Raw genomic sequence first — 2,882 nt, 5'->3', positions numbered from 1 at the left:
CGCCAGCGGCGACGCCCCCGCCCGCTGTCGTGGCCGCCGCACCGCCGTCCGCACCGGCTGCAACGCCGTTGCTGGCGCTTGTGGAGCCGCACCTTGATCACCACGTCGTCGCCCTCGAAGTCCACGCCCTCGATCACGACTTTCTCGACACCCAATATCCGCTTCAATAGACTGGCTGTGCGCACGTCGTCCTCCATGGCTCGGTTTCCTGACTCGCGAAAAGCCAGTATCCCAAGCTCAGGGGCGACGTGCGTAACCTATTCAGTGCAGGTTTGCACCCACACATGTGTCACAAGATCCCGTAAACACCGCAGCAGCCCTTTCGTGGTCTTTCCAACGTGTTGGGCATGACCCGCGCCCGTTGACATACATGGTAGCCGACGACTTGTGAAGTCGGGTCGATGCCCTTGTTCGAAACGCCGTCCTACGTCGTGAGCTGCACCTTGAGTCGTTTGCCGACCGCGCTCGCCGCCCGCTCCAGCGTCGAGAGTGTCACCGAAGGATTCGCAGGATCGAGCAGCCGTTCCACTGCCGAGCGGCTCGTCTTCATGCGACGTGCGAGCTCTGTCTGTGTGATGTGCGCGCGCTCCATCTCCTGCGCAATCTGGTAAGCGATAACCCGTTTCGTGGCGACGGCCTCAGCGTCGTCGAGGATACCCTCGTCGCGCAAGAAGTCCTCGAAGTCGCTTCCGATATGCCTCTTGTCCACCATGCTCACCCTTTCCGGAGTTCCGTGAGTCGCTGCTTGGCCGTCTTCAGGTCGACGGCGGGGGTCTTCTGTGATTTCTTCACGAACCCGTGAAGCAACACCATCACGTGATCATCCACCGTGAACAACACCCTCGCGATACCGACTGCGAGATGCGAACGGACTTCCCACAGTCCCGGCTCGAGCTTGCGGATCAGCGGCATCCCGAGCGGCCAGCCGTACTGGGCCGTCTTGATGTCGAATCCCACTGCGCGCCGGTCATCTCGCGTCAGTCCCAACAGCCACTCACGTACGGGCTCGTTGCCCGCCGGGGTGGCGAAGAACCTCACCGAGAGGATGGGATGGGTGTCACGGGGCTCGTTCACGCAAGCATCGTACCACAATTGGTACGCTCGCGCATCAGCCTAGGCACCCGGAAGGCGGCCGACGACGGTCTTTCGAACGTTGTTGGGCATGACCCGCGCCCGTTGACTCACATGGTAGCCGAGACCTTGCGAAGTCGGGTCGATGCCCTTGTTCGACAGAGAACTACGTTGACGCCGACAACAGATTCACAAACGCTGAGCACGAAACAACCATGTACTTGGCGGTCGGGAAGTCGATTTCAACGTCTTCCGTCATAGCATGACGAAGCCCATGCTCGTCACTCGTGTATCCATACAGCTTCAGCCAGGCGTCCCGAAGCGCGGGATGAACATGCCCGTTTGCCTCAAGCACCTTGAGGGCGTCCGCGAGAGTCGCCTTGTGCTGTCCTGTCACGATGCGCGCAGCACTTTCCACAGCCGACACGGCCTCAGTAATGGCATTCCGAGTGTCTGGCTCAGGTCGCCGTGCCAGCTTGGTCAGGGCGTCCGCAATGTGAGCGCGTGCCCCCTGAAACTCATCACCCGCTGACATGGCTTCATCGATAGTAGCCAGCTCAACCGGGTCGGTGATAGGAACAACAATCCCTTCGCGGAGTCGAAAGCCTGACATGTCGCGCTCGAGAAGAGCGTTGATCTCATCCGGATCCGAATCGAGGTAGGCGTTTGCAGCGCACCACTCAAGCAAGTCGTATACCTCGAACCACTCTGCATCCATCACGTATCTCTTGAGGGATAGCCCAAAGTCGAATCCCGAGTTGGGGAACAAATCGATGGCATGCCGCCAATGCTCCGCCCAGAGCTCACGAGCAGCGCGGTAGCCCGCTCCCAAGATTGGCGGGCCGCTGTGCTGGTCGTACCAAGTCTCGACAATCTCCCTATGGAGGTGATTGTAGACGGCCGTCCGTAGCGGCTCATCAATGCTGTCAATCTGCATGAATGAACGCGCTGGCCTGAGTCCCGCCCTCTCAGAGAAGTGCAACTAACTCCCCTCGATCCTCTCTCAACCCTCTTCTGTCGAACGTGTTAGGCATGAGCGGCGGCCCATAACCTACTGGTTGATTCTACCTGACGCCGTCCGCTCGATGCCTTTGTTAGTCAGCGCTCGCGCCACCCGCCACAAGCCCCAGCCGACAAGCGCTCCGCACGTGTTGAGCAGCACATCGTCGATATCGACACTGCGTGCGAAGGCGACGTGTGCACCGAGCTGAGCCAGTTGCAGCAGCTCGACGGTCACGCTCGCGACCACCCCCACGACCAGGAGCCCGCCGATTGAGCGCATCCGCGGCCACAACAGCGGCCCCATCACTCCGAGTGGGACGAAAAGGACGATGTTGCCGCCGATCTGACGTAGAACCTGTCGATGACCGACGCCGATGATGCCGGCCAGGGAGCGAAGCGGCACCAGGTTCACAGAGTCCGCGATGCCACCGCCAAGAACGTCTTCAGGCGGAGTCCCCAGGAGAATGGGGAAGAGCGTGACACCGAGCAGTCCGAGAACGTAGAGCGCGAACAAGGCTTCAAGCGCCACGCGCGACCGGGATGCGCCCCGAATCAGGCGCGCCGCACACCAGATGACCACGAATGGCGTGCCGACCAGGAGCGGAATCGGACCGTCAATCAGATACAAGAGTCGCCCTCCGTTGTGCTGGTCTGACGTCCCCGCGTCTGACTAGTCACCATGAGATGGCCGGCCCGAATCCGCGTATAACGTGGATCATCCGCGGGAACACGCCCGCGGTGCCGACACACGGAGGGACCGGCCATGCAACAGCTTACCCATATCGGGCTGGACGTGCACAAGGAGACCA

The 2,882-nt window shown here is 61.0% G+C and carries 5 protein-coding genes; all 5 read right to left on the bottom strand.

The window, feature by feature from the left end; genetic code table 11:
- On the bottom strand, window positions 1-185 hold a 185-nt coding region (locus Q8K99_12730; protein ID MDP2183420.1), incomplete at its 3' end, for an ISL3 family transposase.
- Window positions 186-424: 239 nt separating this feature from the next.
- Entirely contained in the window at window positions 425-712 is a 288-nt protein-coding gene (locus tag Q8K99_12725) for a helix-turn-helix transcriptional regulator (GenBank protein ID MDP2183419.1), read from the bottom strand.
- Between the two features lie 2 nt (window positions 713-714).
- Window positions 715-1,074, bottom strand: coding sequence for a type II toxin-antitoxin system RelE/ParE family toxin (locus Q8K99_12720; protein MDP2183418.1), 360 nt, complete (start codon window positions 1,072-1,074; stop codon window positions 715-717).
- A 163-nt stretch (window positions 1,075-1,237) separates the two neighbouring features.
- Complete coding sequence (locus Q8K99_12715; protein ID MDP2183417.1) at window positions 1,238-2,053, bottom strand: hypothetical protein; 816 nt, start codon at window positions 2,051-2,053, stop codon at window positions 1,238-1,240.
- 69 nt (window positions 2,054-2,122) lie between these two features.
- Entirely contained in the window at window positions 2,123-2,701 is a 579-nt protein-coding gene (locus tag Q8K99_12710) for a VanZ family protein (protein ID MDP2183416.1), read from the bottom strand.
- Window positions 2,702-2,882 lie beyond the last annotated feature (181 nt).

The organism is Actinomycetota bacterium (genome assembly GCA_030682655.1).
Lineage (GTDB): Bacteria > Actinomycetota > Coriobacteriia > Anaerosomatales > JAUXNU01 > JAUXNU01.
This window is presented reverse-complemented; position numbering and strand designations above follow the sequence as displayed.

Excerpts from the sequence above, each read along its gene's own strand:
- Q8K99_12725 (MDP2183419.1), bottom strand. The coding sequence starts at position 712 with ATGGTGGACAAGAGGCATATCGGAAGCGACTTCGAGGACTTCTTGCGC.